The 21,011-nt window shown below is 64.5% G+C and carries 24 protein-coding genes; 12 read left to right on the top strand and 12 right to left on the bottom strand.

Annotated elements, in window-relative coordinates:
- Positions 1 to 61: 61 nt before the first annotated feature.
- Complete coding sequence (gene murB, locus AWB76_RS24900; RefSeq protein ID WP_061162798.1) at positions 62 to 1,078, bottom strand: UDP-N-acetylmuramate dehydrogenase; 1,017 nt, start codon at positions 1,076 to 1,078, stop codon at positions 62 to 64.
- A gap of 100 nt (positions 1,079 to 1,178) precedes the next feature.
- Between murB and AWB76_RS24905 the strand changes: the two genes are divergently transcribed.
- On the top strand, positions 1,179 to 1,664 hold the full coding sequence (locus AWB76_RS24905; RefSeq protein WP_061162799.1) for a YajQ family cyclic di-GMP-binding protein: 486 nt from the start codon (positions 1,179 to 1,181) through the stop codon (positions 1,662 to 1,664).
- 58 nt (positions 1,665 to 1,722) lie between these two features.
- On the opposite strand, the gene plsY is transcribed toward AWB76_RS24905, so the two are convergent.
- The 5 genes from plsY to queG form a co-directional block, all read right to left on the bottom strand.
- The gene (gene plsY, locus AWB76_RS24910; RefSeq protein WP_061162800.1) at positions 1,723 to 2,352 is read right to left on the bottom strand and encodes a glycerol-3-phosphate 1-O-acyltransferase PlsY; all 630 of its coding nucleotides are present in this window, start codon (positions 2,350 to 2,352) and stop codon (positions 1,723 to 1,725) included.
- A gap of 36 nt (positions 2,353 to 2,388) precedes the next feature.
- Entirely contained in the window at positions 2,389 to 2,880 is a 492-nt protein-coding gene (ybaK, locus tag AWB76_RS24915) for a Cys-tRNA(Pro) deacylase (protein WP_061162842.1), read from the bottom strand.
- Between the two features lie 97 nt (positions 2,881 to 2,977).
- Positions 2,978 to 3,907, bottom strand: coding sequence for a site-specific tyrosine recombinase XerD (xerD, locus tag AWB76_RS24920; protein ID WP_061162801.1), 930 nt, complete (start codon positions 3,905 to 3,907; stop codon positions 2,978 to 2,980).
- Positions 3,904 to 4,386: a methylated-DNA--[protein]-cysteine S-methyltransferase gene (locus AWB76_RS24925; protein WP_061162802.1), complete on the bottom strand. Its 483-nt coding sequence runs from the start codon at positions 4,384 to 4,386 to the stop codon at positions 3,904 to 3,906. Before AWB76_RS24925 ends, xerD begins: the two co-directional genes overlap by 4 nt.
- Positions 4,383 to 5,615 (bottom strand): tRNA epoxyqueuosine(34) reductase QueG, encoded by a 1,233-nt coding sequence (gene queG, locus AWB76_RS24930; protein WP_061162803.1) that lies wholly within the window; start codon positions 5,613 to 5,615, stop codon positions 4,383 to 4,385. Before queG ends, AWB76_RS24925 begins: the two co-directional genes overlap by 4 nt.
- 18 nt (positions 5,616 to 5,633) lie before the next feature.
- On the opposite strand from queG, the gene tsaE reads away from it, so the two are divergent.
- Positions 5,634 to 6,206 carry a tRNA (adenosine(37)-N6)-threonylcarbamoyltransferase complex ATPase subunit type 1 TsaE gene (tsaE, locus tag AWB76_RS24935; protein WP_061162804.1) on the top strand — a complete coding sequence of 191 codons (573 nt, stop codon included), beginning with the start codon at positions 5,634 to 5,636 and terminating at the stop codon, positions 6,204 to 6,206.
- On the top strand, positions 6,188 to 7,696 hold the full coding sequence (locus AWB76_RS24940) for an N-acetylmuramoyl-L-alanine amidase (RefSeq protein ID WP_061162805.1): 1,509 nt from the start codon (positions 6,188 to 6,190) through the stop codon (positions 7,694 to 7,696). Before tsaE ends, AWB76_RS24940 begins: the two co-directional genes overlap by 19 nt.
- Positions 7,697 to 7,721: 25 nt before the next feature.
- On the opposite strand, the gene AWB76_RS24945 is transcribed toward AWB76_RS24940, so the two are convergent.
- Entirely contained in the window at positions 7,722 to 8,600 is an 879-nt protein-coding gene (locus AWB76_RS24945; RefSeq protein ID WP_061162806.1) for an EamA family transporter, read from the bottom strand.
- Between the two features lie 171 nt (positions 8,601 to 8,771).
- Entirely contained in the window at positions 8,772 to 9,035 is a 264-nt protein-coding gene (locus AWB76_RS24950; protein WP_061162807.1) for a hypothetical protein, read from the bottom strand.
- 187 nt (positions 9,036 to 9,222) lie between these two features.
- Here AWB76_RS24950 and AWB76_RS24955 point away from each other — a divergent pair, with 187 nt between their 5' ends.
- Both AWB76_RS24955 and trxA read left to right on the top strand, forming a co-directional pair.
- A complete protein-coding gene (locus AWB76_RS24955; RefSeq protein ID WP_061162808.1) occupies positions 9,223 to 10,122 on the top strand; it encodes a pirin family protein in 900 nt (299 codons plus the stop codon).
- Positions 10,123 to 10,200: 78 nt separating this feature from the next.
- Complete coding sequence (gene trxA / locus AWB76_RS24960; protein ID WP_061162809.1) at positions 10,201 to 11,049, top strand: thioredoxin; 849 nt, start codon at positions 10,201 to 10,203, stop codon at positions 11,047 to 11,049.
- Positions 11,050 to 11,106: 57 nt separating this feature from the next.
- Here trxA and AWB76_RS24965 read toward each other — a convergent pair whose 3' ends face one another.
- A complete protein-coding gene (locus AWB76_RS24965) occupies positions 11,107 to 11,952 on the bottom strand; it encodes a tRNA threonylcarbamoyladenosine dehydratase (protein WP_061162810.1) in 846 nt (281 codons plus the stop codon).
- 288 nt (positions 11,953 to 12,240) lie between these two features.
- Between AWB76_RS24965 and pdxH the strand changes: the two genes are divergently transcribed.
- The 3 genes from pdxH (at position 12,241) to AWB76_RS24980 (ending at position 15,279) form a co-directional block, all read left to right on the top strand.
- Positions 12,241 to 12,882: a pyridoxamine 5'-phosphate oxidase gene (pdxH, locus tag AWB76_RS24970; protein WP_061162811.1), complete on the top strand. Its 642-nt coding sequence runs from the start codon at positions 12,241 to 12,243 to the stop codon at positions 12,880 to 12,882.
- 100 nt (positions 12,883 to 12,982) lie between these two features.
- Positions 12,983 to 14,197, top strand: a complete 1,215-nt coding sequence (locus AWB76_RS24975; protein ID WP_061162812.1) for a class I SAM-dependent methyltransferase — start codon at positions 12,983 to 12,985, stop codon at positions 14,195 to 14,197.
- Complete coding sequence (locus tag AWB76_RS24980) at positions 14,194 to 15,279, top strand: DUF72 domain-containing protein (protein ID WP_061162843.1); 1,086 nt, start codon at positions 14,194 to 14,196, stop codon at positions 15,277 to 15,279. The genes AWB76_RS24975 and AWB76_RS24980 overlap by 4 nt, the downstream gene beginning before the upstream one ends.
- Positions 15,280 to 15,293: 14 nt before the next feature.
- On the opposite strand, the gene msrA is transcribed toward AWB76_RS24980, so the two are convergent.
- On the bottom strand, positions 15,294 to 15,842 hold the full coding sequence (gene msrA, locus AWB76_RS24985; protein ID WP_061162813.1) for a peptide-methionine (S)-S-oxide reductase MsrA: 549 nt from the start codon (positions 15,840 to 15,842) through the stop codon (positions 15,294 to 15,296).
- A gap of 322 nt (positions 15,843 to 16,164) precedes the next feature.
- On the opposite strand from msrA, the gene AWB76_RS24990 reads away from it, so the two are divergent.
- Positions 16,165 to 16,677 carry a flavin reductase family protein gene (locus AWB76_RS24990; RefSeq protein ID WP_061162814.1) on the top strand — a complete coding sequence of 171 codons (513 nt, stop codon included), beginning with the start codon at positions 16,165 to 16,167 and terminating at the stop codon, positions 16,675 to 16,677.
- A 4-nt stretch (positions 16,678 to 16,681) separates the two neighbouring features.
- Here the strand turns inward: AWB76_RS24990 and AWB76_RS24995 are convergent, their stop codons facing one another.
- The gene (locus AWB76_RS24995) at positions 16,682 to 17,185 is read right to left on the bottom strand and encodes an Lrp/AsnC family transcriptional regulator (protein ID WP_061162815.1); all 504 of its coding nucleotides are present in this window, start codon (positions 17,183 to 17,185) and stop codon (positions 16,682 to 16,684) included.
- A gap of 134 nt (positions 17,186 to 17,319) precedes the next feature.
- On the opposite strand from AWB76_RS24995, the gene kynB reads away from it, so the two are divergent.
- Genes kynB through kynA form a run of 3 tightly spaced genes read left to right on the top strand, consistent with a single transcriptional unit; the run spans position 17,320 to position 20,106 of the window.
- Positions 17,320 to 17,946, top strand: a complete 627-nt coding sequence (kynB, locus tag AWB76_RS25000; protein WP_061162816.1) for an arylformamidase — start codon at positions 17,320 to 17,322, stop codon at positions 17,944 to 17,946.
- A gap of 26 nt (positions 17,947 to 17,972) precedes the next feature.
- Entirely contained in the window at positions 17,973 to 19,223 is a 1,251-nt protein-coding gene (gene kynU / locus AWB76_RS25005; RefSeq protein WP_061162844.1) for a kynureninase, read from the top strand.
- A gap of 13 nt (positions 19,224 to 19,236) precedes the next feature.
- Positions 19,237 to 20,106, top strand: coding sequence for a tryptophan 2,3-dioxygenase (gene kynA, locus AWB76_RS25010; RefSeq protein WP_061162817.1), 870 nt, complete (start codon positions 19,237 to 19,239; stop codon positions 20,104 to 20,106).
- A 4-nt stretch (positions 20,107 to 20,110) separates the two neighbouring features.
- On the opposite strand, the gene AWB76_RS25015 is transcribed toward kynA, so the two are convergent.
- Positions 20,111 to 20,899 carry an IclR family transcriptional regulator gene (locus AWB76_RS25015; protein WP_061162818.1) on the bottom strand — a complete coding sequence of 263 codons (789 nt, stop codon included), beginning with the start codon at positions 20,897 to 20,899 and terminating at the stop codon, positions 20,111 to 20,113.
- Positions 20,900 to 21,011: the final 112 nt, after the last annotated feature.

Consider the following 21,011-nt stretch of genomic DNA (forward strand, 5'->3'; position numbering starts at 1 on the left):
CGCTGGACGTTAAAAAACCCGCCGGACTCTCGTTCGGCGGGTTTTTTTCTGGGCGGAAGATTCAAAGCGTGACCGGTTCCATCTCCAGCTCGACGTCGAAGCGCGCGAGCACGTCGCGCCTGATGGCCTCGGCGAGTTCGAGCACTTGCGCGCCCGTCGCGCCGCCGTGGTTGACGAGCACGAGCGCCTGACGATCGTGCACCGCCGCGCCGCCGATGCCGCGCCCTTTCCATCCGCACTGATCGATCAGCCAGCCCGCCGCGAGCTTCACTTGTCCGTCCGCCTGCGGATACGACACGACGCCGGGCTCGCGGGCTTTGAGCGCCTCGAACGCCTGCGCACTCACGACAGGATTCTTGAAGAAGCTGCCCGCGTTGCCGAGCACTTTCCAGTCGGGCAGCTTGGCGCGGCGCACCGCGACAACCGCATCGAAAATGGCCTGCGCGTCCGGTTTCGCGGCGCCGTCGAGCGCGCGGGCGACGTCGGCGTAATCGGCGCGCGGCGTCCACGCCTTGGGCAGCCGGAACACGACCGACGTGATCATGAAGCGTCCGCGCCCTGCCCGCTTGAAGAAGCTGTCGCGATAACCGAAGGCGCAGGCGGCGCGATCGAACGCGACTTGCGCGCCGGTGGTCAACTCGACCGCGTTGAGCCGCTCGAAGCGCTCGCCCATTTCCAGCGCGTATGCGCCGATGTTCTGAATCGGCGCCGCACCAACCGTGCCCGGAATCAGCGCGAGGTTTTCCAGCCCCGGCATGCCCTGCGCAAGCGTCCATGCGACGAAATCGTGCCAGTTCTCGCCCGCGCCGGCTTCGACGAGCCAGGCGTCGCCATCTTCGCCAATCACGCGTTTGCCGCGAATGCCGACGATCAGCGCAACGCCGTCGAAATCGCGCGTCAGCACGATGTTGCTGCCGCCGCCGAGCACGAGCTGCGGCATGTTCGCGATGCGCGCATCGGTGGCGGTCGCGACGGCTGCGTCGACGGAATCGATGTGCATCGCGTAACGCGCGCGGGCGTCGAAACCGAACGTGTTGTGGGCGAGCAGCGAGAAATCGGAGAGAAGCTGGAGCGACATGAGCGAGACGCGTCGGTAGAATGACGACAGGTCCGTGATTATAGCGATTGCGCGAGCCGCCCTTCCCCGGCGCGCTCGCCTCAATGAAGGAGAAAGACAGATGCCATCGTTTGACGTCGTCAGCGAAGCAAACATGATCGAAGTGAAGAACGCGATCGAACAATCGAACAAGGAAATCTCGACGCGTTTCGACTTCAAGGGTTCGGATTCCCGCGTCGAGCAGAAAGAGCGCGAACTCACGCTCTACGCCGACGACGACTTCAAGCTCGGCCAGGTGAAGGACGTGCTCCTGAACAAGCTGGCCAAGCGCGGCGTCGACGTGCGTTTTCTCGACTACGGCAAGCAGGAGAAAATCGGCGGCGACAAGCTGAAGCAGGTCGTGACGGTGAAGAAAGGCGTGTCGGGCGATCTGGCGAAGAAGATCGTCAAGACCGTGAAGGACAGCAAGATCAAGGTGCAGGCGAGCATTCAGGGCGACGCCGTGCGCGTGCAAGGCACGAAGCGCGACGATCTGCAAAGCGCCATCGCGCTGCTGAAGAAGGAAGTCACGGACACGCCGCTCGACTTCAACAACTTCCGCGACTGATTCGTTACCGCTTCAGAATCGAAAAAGCCGTTCCGGTTTGCGCCGGAACGGCTTTTTTTCATTGCTCGGCGACTTTCTTCTTTTCGCCGATGCGGCTTTCCTTACCCGCCAGCAGCTTCGAAATATTCGCGCGATGCCGCCAGATGAGCAGCAGGCTCATCGCCAGCACGGCGAGCGAGATGAGGCTCGGCCCGAACAGAAACACCTGAAAGAACGGCGCGAACACGGCCGCGACGAGGGCCGCCAGCGACGAATAGCGGAAGAAGAACGCGATGATGAGCCAGGTGAGCAGCGTCGCCAATCCGAGCACCGGATGGATGGCGAGCAGCACGCCCGCCGCCGTCGCGACGCCCTTGCCGCCCTGGAACCTGAAGAAAACCGGGTACAGATGCCCGAGGAACACGGCGATGGCCGCGAGCGCCGTCGCCGTATTGATGCCCGCCTGATCCCAGCCGAAGCGCGCGCCGAAATGCGCGACGATCCACACCGGCAGCCAGCCTTTGAACGCGTCCCCGATCAGCGTGAGGATCGCGGCTTTCTTGTTGCCGGTGCGCAGCACGTTGGTTGCGCCGGGATTGCCCGAGCCGTACGAGCGCGGATCGGCGAGGCCCATCGCGTGACTCACGACGACGGCAAATGAAATCGAGCCGATCAGGTAGGACGCGACGGCGACGATCAGAAAAATCATGGTGTCTTTTCGGTTATGGCGAGAGCGGAACGCATTCTAATCGACGCTCGCGCACTGCACGGGTTTCGCGTTCAGCAAGGCGGTCAGGACTTTCGGATCGATGCTCACGAGATAGCCGCGCCGTCCGCCGTTCAGATAGATGCGATCGAGTTCGAGGATGCTCGATTCGACGTACACGGGCATAGTCTTCTTCGTGCCGAACGGCGACGTGCCGCCGACAAGAAAGCCCGAATGCCGGTTTGCCACATCGGGCTTGCACGGCTCGATGCGCTTCGCGCCCGTCTGCCGCGCGAGATTCTTGGTGGATACCGTGCGATCCCCGTGCATGAGGACGATGAGCGGCTTCGCGTGCTCGTCTTCCATCACGAGCGTCTTGACGACGATATGTTCGTCCACGCCGAGCTGCCGCGCGGATTCCTCCGTGCCGCCGTGCTCGACGTAATCGTAGGGATGCTCGCCGAACTCGACCTTGTGACGGCGCAGAAACTGCGTCGCGGGCGTTTCGGACACGTGTTTGGCTTTCGACATGCCACGCATTGTAGCGGCGCGCCGGGGCGCTCACCATCGGCCATTCGGCCGAATATGCCGCGCAACACGGCCGTGGCACGATCGTTCGCGAATGACGTTATCCGCGTGGATGATGTTCCCGATGCAGCTTCTGCAGACGCTCGCGTGCGACGTGCGTATAGATCTGCGTCGTCGAGATGTCCGAGTGGCCGAGCAGCAGTTGCACGACGCGCAAATCCGCGCCGTGATTGAGCAGATGCGTCGCGAACGCATGACGCAGCGTGTGCGGCGAGAGCGGCGCGTGCACGCCGCCGTTCAGCGCATGGCGCTTGATGATGTTCCAGAACTGCTGGCGCGTCATGCCTTCGCCGCGCGCGGTGACGAAGAGCGCGTCGGCGGAACGCGCGCCGAGCAGCACCTGGCGCGCTTCGCGCAGATAGCGTTCGAGCCAGTCGTGCGCGGTCTCGCCGAATGGAATCAGGCGCTCTTTCGAGCCCTTGCCCATCACGCGCACGACGCCTTCGTTCAGGCCGAGCTCGACCGTCTTCAGCGTGACGAGCTCGGTCACGCGCAGGCCGCTCGCGTACATCAGTTCGAGCATCGTGCGATCGCGCAGTCCGAGCGGCGTGTCGATGTCGGGTGCGCCGAGCAGCGCTTCGACTTGCGCCTCGTTGAGCGTCGAAGGAAAGCGCGGCGGCTGCTTGGCGGAGCGCAGCTTGAGCGTCGGGTCGGAGGACACGCGATGCTCGCGCAGCGCCCACGCGTAATAGCGGCGAAAGACCGACAGGCGCCGGTTCGCGGACGTCGCCTTGTCGCCACGGCGCGCGGCCATGTAGCCGTTCATGTCGGCTTCGGCGGCGGTATCGATCGACGCGCCGCGCGTCTTGCCGAGCCATTCCGCGAAGAGTTTGAGGTCGCGCCGGTACGCTTCGAGCGAGTTCTTGGCGAGGCCGTGTTCGAGCCAGAGCGCATCGCAAAAGAGGTCGATCGCGTCCTGACTCGCGTTCAGTTCCGGCGTTTGAATTACTTCAGTCGTTGCACTCGTCATGCGATCGATACACCTTCGTGCGCCAGCAGCCAGCGCTTCACGTTGCGATAAAAACCTTCGCCGGGATGATGCGCGAAACCGCCGATCCCGCCCGAGGCCACTACCCGGTGGCACGGTATCACGATCGGCAGCGGATTGGAGCCGCACGCCTGCCCGACCGCGCGCGGCACGCTGCCGATCGCGCGCGCGAGCTGGCCGTAGGTCCAGACCTGCCCCGCCGCGATGCCGGAAATGCCTTGCCACACGCGCTGCTGGAACGCGGTCCCGCGCATGGCGAGCGGCAGGTCGAAGCGCATCGAAGGTGTGTGGAAATACGCGCGGATCTGCTCGGCGGCTTCTATCGCGAGCGCTTCGTGAGGCGCGATGCTCTCGACATCGTCGGGCAGATAGACGATCTCGCGCACGCATTGCGCATCGGCGCGAATGCCGACCTTGCCGAACGGCGCGTCGATCACGGCATCGAACGGGGTGTGCTTCATGCTTGCTCCAGCGCCCAGCGAACGTGCTCGCGCACGAGTTCCGAGGGATCGTCCGCGCGCGCGTTCAATGCGTCGGCGATCGCCTCGCGCTCGCCCGCATCGAGCGACGGCGCGCGCAACGCATTGCCCATCGCCACCGCGATATTGCGCAGCCAGCGCTCGTGCCCGATGCGCCGGATCGCGCTGCCCTGCATGCGCGTGTCGAAATCCTGCGCGCTCCACGCGAACAGCTCGACGAGCGTCGCGCGATCCAGCCCGTGCCGCACGTCGAAATCCGCGACCGGCGCGGCCTGCGCGAACTTGTTCCACGGACAGACGAGCTGGCAGTCGTCGCAGCCATACACGCGATTGCCGATCAGCGGACGCATCGCTTCGGGAATGGCGCCGTGCAGTTCGATCGTCAGATACGAGATGCAGCGCCGCGCATCGACACGATACGGCGCGACGATCGCGCCCGTCGGACAAGCGCCGATGCAGCGCGTGCACTGCCCGCAATGCGCGCCCTCCTGTTCGGGATGCGGATCGACGGGCAACGGCACATCGACGAAAATCTCGCCGAGAAAGAAGAGCGAGCCGGCATCGCGATCGAGCAGCAACGTGTGCTTGCCGCGCCAGCCGTTGCCCGCTTTCTGCGCGAGCGCGACTTCCAGCACCGGCGCGGAATCCGTGAACGCGCGATGCCCGAACGGCCCGATTTCCTGCTCGATGCGCTCCGCCAGTTGCTGCAGCCGGTTGCGCATGACCTTGTGATAATCGCGGCCGCGCGCGTAGATGGAGACCATCGCCTGCGAGGGCTTCGCGAGCCGCGACCATTCGATCGCGCGCCAGTCGTTCTTCTGACCATCGGCTGTCGCGACACTTTCAGCGCCCTTTTTCGCGAGCGTTGCCGCGGGCAAATAGGCCATGCGCGCGGTGATGACACGTCGCGTGCCGGCCACAAGCTCGGCCGGTCTTGCGCGTTTCATACCATGTTTGGCCATATAATCCATTTCGCCGTGATAGCCTGCTTCGAGCCAGTCATTCAGGCCTTTCTCGGCGTCCGTCAGGTCGATATCGCTGATACCGACCGCACCGAACCCCAACTCGCGCCCCCATGCCTTGATGCGCTGCGCGAGTTCTGCCAGCGCGTTTTCATCGAGATCGAAAACGCGAGACTCTGAAACGGATTCAGCGGCGGCGTCGCTGGACGCGGTCGTGACTTCAACGGAATGTGCCGGCAATCGGTTCATCACGACATTTTACGAGCAATGCCCGAAAGCCCCGTACGAACGACGCAAGACCTTCCTCCCGCGCTTCTCGAACGCCGCTTCGACCTGCGCGACGAAGCCGCGACGCTCGCATTCGGAGAACGCTTCGCGCACGCCATCGACGCCATCCGGCAACACGCATCGCACAGTTCGTCTGAACGATTTCACGGTCTGCAAGTCCAGTTGATCGGGGATCTGGGCGCGGGCAAGACCACGCTCGTGCGCGCGACCTTGCGCGCGCTCGGCCATGCGGGCCGCGTGAAGAGTCCGACCTACACGCTCGTCGAGCCGTATTCGCTCGTCATCGAAAGCGGGCCGCTCGACGTTTATCACTTCGATCTCTATCGCTTCGCCGATCCGGCCGAATGGGCCGATGCCGGCTTTCGCGAATATTTCGATGCGGGCGCGGTGTGCCTCGTCGAGTGGCCGCAACAGGCGGGCGGCCTGCTCGGCGTGCCGGACCTCGAATTCACGCTGTCCCTGCCGGACGAAGGAACGTCGATCGACGAAGGCCGCGTGCTGACCGCGCGGGCGTTTAGCGAAACAGGAAAGTCATGTCTCGAAAGATGTTGATCAAGCCATTTCATTCGATCGAGTCGAGCGCCGGCGCGCCGCACAACTGGCGACGCCGCCAGGTGCTGCGCGCGGGCGCATCGACGCTCGTGCTCGCGCTCGTCGCGCCGAAGCTCGCGCATGCGAGTAGCGTGCTCGGCGTGCGCGTGTGGCCCGCGCGCGATTACACCCGCGTGACGATCGAATCCGACCAGCCGCTCCAGAACGCCAATCAGTTGTTGCAGGGACCGGACCGGCTCGTCGTCGATCTCTCCGGCATCGATCTCGATCAGGCGCTGCGCGATCTCGTCTCGAAGATCACGCCGAACGATCCGCAGATTCAGGCGGTGCGCGTCGGCCAGTATCAGCCGCATGTCGTGCGCATGGTGTTCGACCTGAAAGGCTCGGTGAAGCCGCAGGTGTTCACGCTCGGGCCGATCGGCAGCTACAAGTACCGGCTCGTGTTCGACCTGTATCCGGCCGTCGCGCCCGATCCGCTGATGGAACTGCTCGCGCAGACCGAGCGCAAGCAGGAAGCGCTCGACCGCGCGAATCCGAGTCCTTCCGCGCCGCCGCCCGCGACGCTCTCCGGCCCGGCGACCGCGCAAAAGCCGGCCACGCCCGATTCCACCGACGAGTTTTTCCAGAAGTACGCGCAGGACGACACGCCGGCCGACACCGCGCCTGCGCCGAAACCCGCCGCGAAACCCCGCGTGCCGGCGCCGCCGCCCGTCATCGCGAAGAAGGACGAGGACGGCGACCAGTACACCTTCTCGACGCCCAAGCAGGCGCCCGGCACGACGCGTCTGCTCACCGTCGCGATCGATCCCGGTCACGGCGGCGAAGACCCCGGTGCGATCGGCGGCCAGGGCACGTACGAGAAGCACATCGCGCTCGACATCGCGAAGAAGCTGCGCGCGAAGATCGACGCCCAGCCCAACATGCGCGCGATGATGACCCGCGACGCCGACTTCTTCGTGCCGCTCAACGTGCGCGTGCAGAAGGCGCAGCGCGTCTCGGCGGACCTGTTCGTGTCGATTCACGCGGATGCCTTCACGTCGCCCGATGCGCGCGGCTCGTCGGTGTTCGCGCTGTCGGAGCACGGCGCGTCGAGCGCGGCGGCGCGCTGGATGGCGGCCAAGGAGAACGCGTCGGATCAGGTCGGCGGCATCAACGTGAAGTCGCAGGATGCGAGCGTGAACCGCGCGCTCTTCGACATGTCGACGACCGCGCAGATCCGCGATTCGATGCGCTACGGCAGCTTCGTGCTGAACGAGATCGGCGGCATCAACAAGCTGCACAAGGGCTCGGTCGAGCAGGCGGGCTTCGCCGTGCTGAAAGCGCCGGATATTCCGTCGATTCTCGTGGAGACCGCGTTCATCAGCAATCCCGACGAGGAAACGCGCCTGAACGACGACGCCTATCGCGACAAGATGGCCAACGCCATCCTTAAAGGCATCAAGCGCTACTTCGCGGCGAATCCGCCGCTCGCCAAGAGCCGCATGACGTAAGGCGCCAACGCGCGGCGCGCTTCGTTCAGCGCGCCGGCAGGATGCGCCGGACGAGCCGCGCGCCGAACACGTTCACGGCCAGTCCCGCCATCACGAGCGCCGCGCCCGCCACCTGCGCGGCGCTCAATCCCTCGCCGAGAAACACCGCCGCCGATGCCAGTCCGATCACCGGAACGAGCAGCGAGAACGGCGCGACGCTGCCCGCCGGATAGCGTGCGAGCAATTTTCCCCACAGGCTGTAACCGACGATCGTCGCGACGAACGCGAGGTAGAGAATCGCGAACACGGACACGAGCGGGACCGACGCGAGACTCGACTCGATGCGCGCCGGGCCTTCGAAGATCAGCGACAGCGCGAGAAACGGCAGCGGCGGAATCAGGCTGCCCCACACGACGAGCGAGAGCAGATCGACCTTGCCCATGCGCTTGGTCACGACATTGCCGAGCGCCCACATCGCCGCGGCGGCGAGCGTGAAGAGAAAGCCGGTGATGGTCATCGCCTGCCCGCCGCGCATGCCGATGAGCGCGAGCCCCGCTGCCGCGATCACGAGTCCGGCGACGTTCGCCGCGCGGATGCGCTCGCCGAGCATCATCGACGCGAAGATGAGCGTGAAGAACGCCTGCGCCTGCAGCACGAGCGACGCGAGCCCGGCGGGCATCCCTACATACATGCCGTAGAAGAGCAGCGCGAACTGCCCGAGGGAAATGGTGAGGCCGTAGGCGAAGAGCCAGCGCAGCGGAATCTGCGGGCGCTTCACGAAGATCGCCGGCAGGGCGGCGAGCGCGAAACGCAGCGCGCCGAGCAGCATCGGCGGAACACCGTGCAATCCCAGCTTGATGACGACGAAATTCACGCCCCACGCGAGAATGACTACCGATGCAATCAGCAAATCCTTTGGCGACATCGCGCTTTCCCTCGAGTCATGCGCAGCGTTGGCGAGCCGTAAAGTGTAGCGGAGGGCGCGGCGGCGGGCTTGTCAAATCCTGCGAAGCATGACGAAAGCGCGAAAAAGCGCCCGCGCCTATGAATGGCGCGAGCGCTTTCGATGCAGCGTTTCGGTGTTGCGGCCGGACGCTTACTTCGTCTGACCGGATTCCGTGCCCGAGTTATTGCCGGTTTCGGTGGCCGGCGTCTTCTTGGTCGCCGTCGTTTTGGCCGTGTGCTTGTGCATCTTCTGCTTCTTGGGCGTCATGGCCGACGAGTTATCGGTGGCGCCGGCGGCGTCGTTGCCCATCGCCGCCGACGAATTGCCCGACGAGGTTTGCGCGAATGCACCCGTTGCGGCCGTCGCGGTGAAAAGGCCAGCGGTGATGGCGATCAAAAGCGTGTTCTTGCTCATTTTCAACTCCCTATCCAGATTGTCACGTTGCGAAAGTTGCACGACGCCACGCGCTTGACTAAAGGCGCGCGCGGCGACCGAAAAACGAGAAGTCCAGGCGGCACGTCTGCGCCGCGCGACATCGGCAAGTAGAATCGATGCATCCACGCGCCATACCGGCGCGCGATCTTTCCTTCCGGAACCCGCCATGTCTTCGACGATCCGCGCAGTGCTGAAGCCACATGAACACGACGTCGGCGGCCTCATGGTGCGGCGCGTGCTGCCCGCGCTCGCGGCGCGCACCGTCGGACCCTTCATCTTTTTCGACCACATCGGTCCCGCAACGCTCGTGCCCGGCAAGGGACTGGACGTGCGGCCGCATCCGCATATCGGTCTCGCAACGGTCACGTATCTGTTCGACGGCGCGATCATGCATCGCGACAGCGTCGGCTCGGTGCAGAAGATCGTTCCCGGCGACGTCAACTGGATGACCGCGGGCCGTGGCATCGTCCATTCGGAACGCACGCCCGACGAAGAACGCGCCGCCGGCCAGACGATGCACGGCATCCAGACCTGGGTCGCGATGCCCGCCGCGAGCGAGGACGTCGAACCGGCATTCGAGCATCACGCGGCGGCCGCCCTGCCGCAGATCGAGCGCGATGGCGTCACGTTGCGCGTGATCGCGGGCACGGCGTTTGGCGCGAAGGCGCCCACGCGCACGTTCTCGCCGACGCTCTATGTCGCCGCGCAGTTCGCGCCCGGCAGCGCGCTCACGCTCGACACCGAGCACGAGGAACGCGGCGTCTATCTCGTGAGCGGCGCGCTGTCGATCGACGGCGTCGCGCTGCCCGAACAGCAGATGGCCGTCCTCACGCCCGGCGCGGACGTGAAACTGCAAAGCGCGAACGGCGCCGTCGCGATGCTGCTCGGCGGCGCGCCGCTCGACGGGCCGCGCTTCATCGAATGGAATTTCGTGTCGAGTTCGCGCGAGAAGATCGATGCCGCGAAGATCGCGTGGAGCGAGCAGCGCATGGGCCACGTGCCCGGCGAGACCGAATTCATTCCGCTGCCGCCGCAGCGCCGCGAGAATCGCACGCCCGAGGCATGACGCGTGCGTGCGCGCTTGAGAGTCGCGCGGATCGTCCCCATGTAGTCGGGATCGACCGCAAGCATTAGGAGAAAACGCATGGATACGACCCTCGCTACATTCGAGAACGATGTCATCAACGCGTCGATGCTCGCGCCCGTGCTCGTCGATTTCTGGGCGCCCTGGTGCGGCCCGTGCAAGACGCTCGGACCGATGCTGGAGAGGCTCGAAGCCGAAGCCGGCGGCCGCTGGAAGCTCGTCAAGGTGAACGTCGACGAGAATCAGGAACTCGCCGCGCATTTTCAGGTGCGCAGCATTCCGCACGTGATCGCATTCGCGGAAGGACGGCCCGTCGATCAGTTCATCGGCGTGCTGCCGGAAGGCCAGTTGCGCGAGTTTCTCGACCGGCTCGTGCCCGCCGGCGCCGATGCCGAACGCCACGCCGCGCAAACCGCATGGGCCGCGGGCAACCGCACGCTCGCGATCGACACGATCAAGGCCGCGCTCGCGCTCGATCCGGGCTATGACGATGCGCGCCTCGATCTCATCGAATGGCTGATCGCGGAGCGCCGCATCGACGAGGCGAAGGCCGAGGACAAGCTGCTGTCGCCGAAGACGACGCAAGGCATCGACGCGCGCTACAACGCGTTGAAAACGGAGCTGGATGCCGCCGATGCCGCCGCCGATCTGCCGCCCGCCGACGCGCTCATCGACGCGGTGAACGCAAACCCCGACGATCTCGACGCGCGCTTCGCGCTCGCCAACCGGCTGATCGCGGGCCGCGATTACGCGGGCGCGCTGGAGCATCTGCTCGCGATCGTCGTGCGCGACCGCGCCTTCATGGACGACGTCGGCCGCAAGACGATGCTGTCCGTGTTCGAACTCGCCGCGAATCAGCCGGATATCGTGTCGCAATGGCGGCGCAAATTGAGCGCGGCGATCAACTGAACGATTGGCGGCGTCGGATGAAAAAATGGCCAGCTATCGAAGCTGGCCATTTTCGTTTCAGGCGGCGCGCTTCGCCAGCGCTCTCAGCACATGCGCGGCCGCCGCGAAGCCGAAGCTCGCCGTCACGCACACGCTCGATCCGAAACCCGCGCAATTGAGGCCGACCGGCCCCGCGTAATTCGCGCCGGTTTCGAGATGCTCGGCGCCTTCGCTGATATCGCACGCGGGCGCGTCGGGATAGATCAGCGGTTCGTCCGAATACACCGCGCTCACCTTGAAGCGCGCCTTCGGTCCGCGCGGAAAACCGTGCAGCTTGCGCAACTGGCCGCGCACTTTCGAGAGCAGCGGGTCCTGAATCGTGAGCGCGAGATCGTCGATGCGAATGCGCGTCGGATCGAGTTGCCCGCCCGCGCCGCCGACCGTGATGAGCGCCTGCTTGCGCGCCACGCACCACGCGATGAGCGCCGTCTTCGTGCGCACGCTGTCGATCGCGTCGATCACGTAATCGAAACCGCCGCCGAGCGTTGCTTCGAAATTGCCCGGCTCGACGAAATCCTCGATCTGCCGCACGTCGCACGCCGGATCGATCTGCTTGATGCGCTCGGCCATCGCTGTGACTTTCGCCTTGCCGTAATTGCCGTCGAGCGCGTGAATCTGCCGGTTCGTGTTGCTTTCGGCGACATTGTCGAGGTCGATCAGCGTAAGCCGGCCGACAGCACTGCGCGCAAGCGCCTCGGCAACCCACGATCCCACGCCGCCGATGCCGATCACCGCGACATGCGCCCGCTCGAACGCGGCGAGCGCGGGCGCGCCATACAGGCGAGCGATGCCGCCGAAGCGCCGGTCGCGGTCGGCGAGTTCATCGGTTGAGGGCGTTGCAACGGTGTCGGATGGAGCGTTCATGTCGTGCGCAAGCGTGAGATCGAGCCAATTGAAAGCAAACTTAAAGGTGCCTAAATGTGCCGCTGGTTGTGCTGCGTCAAGCAACGCTTACAGACGGCTATCGAGTTTGCCAACGTAGTAGGCCGATCATGCAAAATTCGATCGAATTGCGTATTCTGCCTTATCGAAACCATGAACGTGATAGCGGCAAGCGTCGTGCTCCGCCGGCGCGCAGCGCGTACATGGGTAATCAGGGCAAGATCGATTCACCTTGGCTATACTGACCCGACTGTAGCGCTTGCATAAAACATGACGACCCTCGCAGACCTTCGCAAAAATTATTCGCGTGGCGCGCTCGATGCCACCGACGTCGACCCGAATCCGGTCAGCCAGTTCCAGACCTGGTTCGCCCAGGCGCTCGATGCGAAGCTGCCCGAGCCGAATGCCATGACCCTGGCGACCGTCGATGGCCAGGGCCGGCCGTCCGCGCGCATCGTGCTGATCAAGGGCGTCGACGAACGTGGTTTTGTTTTTTTTACCAATTACGATAGCCGTAAAGGCCGTGAACTCGCCGAGAATCCCGCGGCGAGCCTGCTGTTCCATTGGATCGAGCTCGAACGTCAGGTGCGCATCGAAGGCCGCGTCGAAAAAACGAGCGATGAGGAGAGCGATGCTTATTACGCGTCGCGCCCGCTCGGTTCGCGCATCGGCGCGTGGGCATCGGATCAGAGTCAGCCGCTCGAAAGCCGCGAGACGCTGGAAGCACGCGAGCGCGAGATGACCGCGAAGTACGGCGATGCGCCGCCGCGCCCGCCGCACTGGGGCGGCTATCGTCTCGTGCCCGATACCGTCGAATTCTGGCAGGGACGCCCCTCGCGTCTTCACGACCGCATCGTCTATACACGGGGCGATGCGCTCGGCCCGTGGCACATCATGAGACTCGCGCCGTAATTCAAAAGAGCGCGGGCATTGGCAGCAAGCGAGATCGCAACGGCAACGAACATGAAGGCGCGAGCCTTCACCTTGATTTTCTTAGCGCGGAGAAACAAGCATGTTCTGGGAGAAGAAGCTGACGCAGTGGGTTGAGGAAGTGCGCGCGCGGGCCGACCTGCCCGCCCGCCTCGTGTTGTGGGACGGCCAGCAGCACGATTTCGGCCAGTTCGCCGACCCTCGGGTGACACTGCACGTGAAGAGCGCGACCGCGCTGCCCTATCTGCTCGAACCGAGTCTCGACAATCTCGGCGAAGCTTACGTGAAGGGCAAGATCGACATCGAAGGAAAGCTGTCCGACATCATCAACATCAGCTACGGGCTCGCGAAAAGCACCGTGACGAGCGCGAGCAAGCTCGCCCGCGTGCGGCGCTACTTCAACCACTCGAAGACGTCGGACAAGAAAGCCATTCAGTACCACTACGATGTGTCGAACGAGTTCTATCAGCTCTGGCTCGACAAGAACATGGTGTACTCGTGCGCGTACTTCGAGAACGGCGACGAAGACATCGACACCGCGCAGTTAAAGAAAATCGACCACATTCTCACGAAGATTCAGGTACAGCCGGGGCAGCGTCTGCTCGATATTGGCTGCGGCTGGGGCGCGCTCGTGATCCGCGCGGCGCAGAAGTTCGGCGCGCAATGCGTGGGCGTCACGCTTTCGGAGAATCAGTTCAAGCTTGCGACCGAGCGCGTGAAAGCAGCGGGCCTGGAGCATCAGATCGAGATTCGCCTGCAGGATTACCGCGATATTCCGGGCCAGTTCGACCGCATCACGAGCGTCGGCATGTTCGAGCACGTCGGGCGCAAGAATCTGCCGGGCTACTTCGCGAGGATCCGGGATTTGCTCGTCGATGACGGCATCGCGATGAATCACGGCATCACGTCGTCCGACGCCGACAGCGGCGAGACCTCGCTCGGCGGCGGCGAGTTCATCGACAAATACGTGTTTCCGGACGGCGAGCTGCCGCACATCAGCCTCGCGCTCGAATGCATGCAGCGCGGCGGGCTGGAGGCGATCGATGTCGAAAGTCTGCGGCGGCATTACGCGCGAACGCTCGACGTCTGGGCCGAGCGCTTCGAGCAGAACGCCGAGGAAGCGAGGACGCTCGTCGACGACGAACACTTCCGCATCTGGCGCGTGTATCTCGCGGGCTGCGCGTACGCGTTCGAGAACGACGATGTGTCGATTTATCAGGTGATCTGCCGCAAGGCAGGACGCAGTGCGACGACGCTGCCGTGGTCGCGGCGGTATATCTACGAGAAGGCGCTCTGATTCAACCGTCCATACACGATGAGCCTGCCGAACAGAGCGATCTGTTCGGCGCGCCGGCTCCCGCCGAAGCCGCAAAACCCGCGACACCGGCAAAACCATCCAAAGCGCCCAAGCCCCGCGGCGTCCTTCCCGCGCCCGCGCAGCCCGAGCTCGAAGCCCTCGCAAAGCGCCTTCCGGATGCGATCCATCTCGGCACATCGACATGGTCGTTTCCCGGCTGGCGCGGCATCGTCTATGGCGATGACTATTCGAGCACCAAACTCTCCCGCGACGGCCTCACCGCGTACGGCGCGCATCCGCTGTTGAAGAGCGTGTCGATCGACCGCTCGTTCTACGCGCCGCTCTCGCTCGCCGACTACGCGCGCCATGCGTCGCAAGTGCCCGCGCATTTCCGCTTCATCGTGAAAGCGCCCGCCTCCGTCACCGATGCCTTCTTCCGCGGCGAACGCGGCACGCCCGGCGCGGAGAACCCGGCGTTCCTGAACGCGCAAATCGCCATCGATGATTTCGTGACGCCGTGCATCGGCGGTCTCGGCGAGAAAGCGGGCGCGCTCGTGTTCCAGTTCTCGCCGCTGCCCGACGCGATGATCGTCGAGCCGGCGCGTTTCATCGACCGGCTGTCGGCGTTTCTGCACGCGCTGCCGCCGCTCGCAGGCGACGCGTGCTACGCAGTCGAGATCCGCGATGCGGTCATGCTCACGCCGCGTTTCATCCGCGCACTGCGCGATGCGAACGTGCGCTATTGCATCGGCGTGCATGCGCGCATGCCGGACGTGCGCCGTCAGGCAAAGGCGCTCGCGCTGCTGGATGAAGAGAAGACGGGACCGCTCGTCGTGCGCTGGAGTCTGCACAGCGGCTTTCGCTATGAGCAGGCGAAAGCGAAGTACGAGCCGTTCGACAAGATCGTCGATGAAGACATCGACACACGCGAAGCGCTCGCCGAACTGGCCGCGCGTTATGCGATCGCGGGCCAGCCGGTCGTGATCGCAGCGAACAACAAGGCGGAAGGTTCCGCGCCGCTCACCTGCTTCGAACTCGCGCGCGGCATCGCGCAGGAATGCGAGCGCGCGCGGATCGGCTAGACGCTAGACGCGCATCACGCCTTCAGTCGATGTGCGAACTTCTTGCGAAACTTCGCGACCTTCGGCCCGACGACCGCCGCGCAATAGCCCTGATTCGGATGCTGCGCGAAGTAGTTCTGGTGATACGCCTCGGCCGGATAGTAATCGTCGTCGAGCGGCACGACCTGCGTGACGATCTTGCCGCCGAACACATCCTCGCGCTGCAACGCGTCGATGACTTCGAGCGCCGTCTTGCGCTGCTCGTCCGAATGCGTGAACACGGCCGAACGATACTGTGTGCCCACGTCGTTGCCTTGCCGGTTGAGCTGGGTCGGATCGTGCGTCGCGAAGAAAATCTCGAGAACTTCGCGATAGCCGATGACGGACGGATCGAACACGACCTGCACCACTTCCGCGTGGCCAGTGTCGCCGCTGCACACCTGCTCATACGACGGATTCACGACCTTGCCGCCCGCATAGCCCGATTCCACCGACTCCACGCCCTGCACGGCAAGAAACACGGCTTCGGTGCACCAGAAACAGCCGCCGCCGAGCGTCGCGGTCTCAAGTTTAGGTTGGGTCATAAGGCGCAACTCCTCATCAAGTGCATGCGGCCAGGCCGCGGATCATGCATATGGATGCATCCGCCCGTTCTTCAATCTTCCGGACGCGAGGAATCGAGCTTACCGGGTTTGCCTGCGCCGCGCAGAACGCCCCTGCGCAGCAGAAAACTTGCTGCCGCCATGGGGCGTTTGGGGGCCATCGACAGCCGATTCCGATAGAATCGACACAAATCTCCAGCTTTTACATGACTTTTGAAAAGGTTCTTCCGACTGAAGCGCGACGCGCGGCCGGCTCGGTAGCACACGACACACTCGACCGCCCATTTGCCTGCTCATCTGCCGAATGACACGCGCCAAAACCCCGAATTTCGACCCGACCGCGTTTCGCGCCGCGCTCAGCCAGTTTGCGACCGGCGTCACGGTCATCACCACGCGCACGGCGTCCGGCCAGTTGATCGGCATCACCGCGAGTTCGTTCAACTCGGTGTCGCTGAATCCGCCGCTCGTGCTGTGGAGTCTCGCGACGAAATCGGCATCGATGCCGGTATTCCGCGCGAATAGCCATTACGTGGTGAACGTGCTCGCGGCGTCGCAGATCGACTTGTGCAAGCGCTTCGCGACGGTCAAGGGCGACCGCTTCGCGGGCGTCTCGCACGCCGCCGGCGACACCGGCATGCCCGTGCTCGACGGCGCGCTCGCGTGGTTCGAATGCCACAATCGCAGCCGCTACGACGAAGGCGATCACGTGATCTTCGTCGGCGAAGTGGAGCGTTGCGGCGTGCGCGAAGACGCGGCGCAGGTCGCGCCGCTTGTCTTTCAGGCGGGCGCCTTCCACACGCTGGGGCCGCTCGAATAACGCCTCAGGGCGCGTGCGGGCGTCCCGGCTGCTCGATCAGCGCGACCGGCACGCCCGCGTCGTCTTTCATCGTCTGAAGCACGATGTTCGAGCGGATGTCGATCACGCCAGGCGCCTTGTATAGCTTCGAGAGAATGAAGTCGGAGTAGTGCTTGAGGTTATGCGCGAGCACGCGCAGCACATAATGCGTGTCGCCGGTGACGACGAACGCGCCGACCACTTCGGGCCACTCGCGCACCGCGGCGGCGAACTTCTCGTGCCAGTTTTCCTGGTCGTTGCGCATCGAGACGTGGACGAACGCTTCCAGTTCGATGCCGAGCCGCTCGCGGTCGAGGCACGCGCGATAGCTCGCGATCACCCCTTCCTCCTCCAGCAGCCGCATTCGGCGCAGACACGCCGATGGCGAGAGCGAAATGCGCTCCGCCAGGTCCAGGTTACTGATCCGTCCATCTTCCTGCAGTACCGCCAGAATTCGGCAATCCGTTGCATCGAGCGTGAAGCCGGTCATTTTTTGAGTCCCCTAGCCCGTTTCATCGAATTATGTTCTAAGCGCGACACTTTTGGGTGGTTATTTCGCAAGCACTTTTCAAGATGACACGACTATGATTTGACGCATCTCCACGCTTTCTGCTAGGGCGCGTCATGACGCTTCTGGATATTTCTCCGCCGATCAATACCGCCACGCCCGTCTGGCCGGGCGATACGCCGGTCGGCATCGAGCGCGTGTGGCGCATGGAAGCGGGCTCGCCCGTCAATGTCGCGCGACTCACGCTCTCGCCGCACACCGGCGCCCACGCCGACGCGCCGCTCCACTACGACCCGCACGGCGCGCCGATCGGCGAAGTCGCGCTCGATACGTACATCGGTGCGTGCCGGGTCGTGCACTGCATCGGCGCATCGCCGCTCGTGACGCCCGAGCACGTCGCCGCGCAGCTCGCCGATTGTCCGCCGCGCGTTCTGCTCCGCACTTACGCGCACGCGCCGCTCGACGCGTGGGACAGCGCGTTCACCGCCGTCGCGCCGGAAACCATCGACTTGCTCGCCGGCAAGGGCGTGAAGCTCGTCGGCATCGATACGCCTTCGCTCGATCCGCAAGACTCGAAGTCGATGGACGCGCACAAGCGCATCCGCGCCCACGGCATGGCGATCCTCGAAGGCCTCGTGCTCGACGCCGCCGCGCCCGGCGACTACGAACTGATCGCCCTGCCGCTCAAATTCTCGATGCTCGATGCGAGTCCCGTTCGCGCCGTTCTGCGTCCGCTTTCCTGATGATCCTCAAATTTATGGACTTTTCGATGAAACATCGTGACGAAGCCGCGGCGCTCGACCGCGACGATCCGCTGCGCGCGCTGCGCGACCAGTTCGCGCTCGCCGATGGCGTGATCTATCTCGACGGCAATTCGCTCGGCGTGCCGCCCAAAGCCGCCGCCGCGCGCGCCGCCGACGTCATCGCCGCCGAATGGGGCGAAGGCCTGATCCGCAGCTGGAACACGGCCGGCTGGTTCGCGCTGCCCAAGCGCCTCGGCAACAAGATGGCGCCGCTGATCGGCGCGGGCGAAGACGAAGTCGTCGTCACGGACACGATTTCCGCGAATCTCTTCAAGATTCTGTCGGCGGCGCTCAAGCTCGCGAACGAGCGCGATCCGAAACGGCGCGTGATCGTCTCCGAACGTTCGAACTTTCCGACCGACTTGTACATCGCGCAGGGTTTGATCGAGCAGCTCGATCGCGGCTACGAGCTGCGTCTCGTCGATGATCCGTCGGAGCTGCCCGCCGCGATCGACGAGAACACCGCCATCGCGATGATCACACACGTCAACTACCGCACCGGCTACATGCACGACATGGCCGCGCTGACCGCGATGATTCATCGCGCGGGCGCGCTCGCCGTCTGGGATCTCGCGCATTCGGCGGGCGCGGTGCCCGTCGATCTGAACGGCGTCGGCGCGGATTACGCCGTGGGTTGCACGTACAAGTATCTGAACGGCGGACCGGGATCGCCCGCGTTCGTGTGGGTGCCGAAGCGGCATCAGAACGCGTTCTCGCAGCCGCTTTCCGGCTGGTGGGGGCACAAGAAGCCGTTCGAGATGAACCCGGTGTATCGGCCGGACGACGGCATCGGCCGCTTTCTTTGCGGCACGCAGCCGATCGTGTCGATGTCGCTCGTCGAATGCGGACTCGACGTCTTCCTGCAAACCGATATGCAGACGCTGCGCCGCAAGTCGCTCGCGTTGAGCGATCTGTTCATCAGGCTCGTTGAGGAGCGTTGCGGCGAATTCCCGCTGTCGCTCGCGACGCCGCGCGATCACGCGCAACGCGGCTCGCAGGCGAGCTTCGAGCACCCGCACGGCTATGAAGTGATGCAGGCGCTGATCGCGCGCGGGGTGATCGGCGATTATCGCGAGCCGCGCATTTTGCGCTTCGGTTTCACGCCGCTCTATACGCGTTTCGTCGATGTCTGGGACGCCGTCGAAGTCCTGCGCGACGTGCTCGCGACCGAAAGCTGGCGCGCGCCCGAATTCGCCGAACGCGCATCGGTGACCTGAGAGGAACGTCGACATGAGCAATACACAAGGCTGCCCTTTCGGCCACGGCGCGAACATCGAAGAAAAAGGCTGGCACGACGCCAAGCTCGATTTCTCCGATTCGATGAGCTACGGCGATTACCTCGGTCTCGACTCAATCCTCAACGCGCAGCATCCGCTCTCGCCGGATCACAACGAGATGCTGTTCATCGTGCAGCATCAGACGAGCGAACTGTGGATGAAGCTCGCGCTCTACGAATTGCGCGCGGCGCTCGCGGCCGTGCATCGCGATGAATTGCCGCCCGCGTTCAAGATGCTCGCGCGCGTGTCGCGGATTTTCGAGCAACTGGTGCAGGCGTGGAACGTCCTCGCGACGATGACGCCCTCCGAATACACCGCGATGCGCCCGTATCTCGGGCAGTCGTCGGGGTTTCAGTCGCATCAGTATCGGCAGATCGAGTTCATGCTCGGCAACAAGAACGAGCAGATGCTAAAGCCGCATGCGCATCGGCCGGAGATTCTCGAGCAGGTGCGCGAGACGCTCGCAGCGCCCTCCTTCTACGACGAAGTGATCCGTCTGCTCGCGCGGCGCGGCTTCGCGATCGATCCGGCGCGCCTGAACCGAGACTGGACGCAGCCGACGACGCACGATCCGTCGGTCGAGGCGGCGTGGCTCGCAGTGTATCGCGATCCGTCGCATCACTGGGATTTGTACGAGATGGCCGAAGAGCTCGTCGATCTGGAAGACGCGTTCCGGCAATGGCGCTTCCGGCACGTGACGACGGTGGAGCGCATCATCGGCTTCAAGGGCGGCACGGGCGGCACCGCAGGCGCGTCGTATCTGCGCAAGATGCTCGATGTCGTGCTGTTTCCGGAGCTTTGGCACGTCCGGACGGTGCTTTGAGCGTCTACGCGAGACGCGCGGCGAGCGCCTTCAGCTTCGGGCCGATCGTCTCGCGGAAATAGGCCTCGCTCATCGACGACGCCGGCCCACTGCTCGACAGCACGAGCCAGCGTCCGTTGCGCAGGTCGCGGAACGGTGCGGCGATGGCGTTCACGTCGTCGTGCCACTCGCGAAACGAGTAGCAGCAGCCGTCGCGCGCGAAATCCTCGATCGAGCGGCGGGCGGCATCGACCTGCGCCGCGTCTTCGTTCCTGCCGAGTTCGTCGAACAGCGCCTCGCGCGCGGCCGCATCCTGCACGGCGAGATAAGCGCGGCCCATCGAGCTCGTGAGCATCGACAGCCGCGAGCCGGGCGCGAGGCCGAGCGTGAGCGCCGTCTCGCTGCGAATGGTTTCCAGATAGATCATGTCGAGCCCGTCGCGGCAGCCGAGCGACACCGCCGCGCCGATTTCCCGCGCCAGCACGCGCATGTGCGGCCGCGCGAGTTCCAGCGTGTCCGCGCCCGCGAGCAGCGTGAAGCCGAGCGACAGCACGCCCGTATCGAGCGCGTATTTGCCGGCGGGTTCATCGAAGCGCAGATAGCCGAGCGTCGTCAGCGTATAGGCGAGCCGGTTGACCGTCGCCTTCGCGAGGCCCGTGCGTTCGACGAAATCGCGATTGCCAAGCAGCGTCTCGCCGGGACGGAACGCGCGCAGCAAATCGAGGCCGCGCGCGAGTGCGACGACGAACTTGCGCTCGTCGATGTCCTCGGACGATACGTGACGCGAGGAATTTCGATTGGAATCTGTCGGCATCGGGTGATAGACTCAAGGCTGATTTGCAAAACATTGTTTCGCTTAGCGGAACTCATGTCAAGCGCCTCACGCGCCGGCCGATCGCACAGGCTTGTCGAACCGATCCGCTTCC

This window comes from Caballeronia temeraria (assembly GCF_001544795.2).
Lineage (GTDB): Bacteria > Pseudomonadota > Gammaproteobacteria > Burkholderiales > Burkholderiaceae > Caballeronia > Caballeronia temeraria.